Annotated in this window: 1 pseudogene; it reads right to left on the bottom strand. The window is 40.5% G+C overall.

From position 1 onward, the window contains the following. Positions 1-279, bottom strand: a pseudogene (locus tag ACWNT5_RS24310) (hypothetical protein); the annotation flags it as partial.

Below are 279 nucleotides of genomic sequence, written 5' to 3'. Positions count from 1 at the left end.
ACATAGACAGATGCTTTTCCTCCTGAGTAGAAGACTGGTTTCCCATTTCCATCCCACTTCCAACCTTTGTTTACAAGAGATTGAGCTTCGTATTTACTTCTTGTGTAATAGTGGTCTCCACCCTTAGCATGAGGGTTATAAACACGATAAACAGGAGAATTACTGTATGATGGTGCTACCCATCCGATTCCTTCGTTATTCCAACCTGCAATAATAGCATTCAATTGCTCTGTGCGACTTTGGGTATAAAAGTGTTCACCAGTATTCTTGTTATAGAGG

The organism is Aquimarina sp. 433, assembly GCF_054054605.1.
Note: the sequence above shows the minus strand (reverse complement) of the source record. Positions and strands in the feature narration are given on the sequence as shown.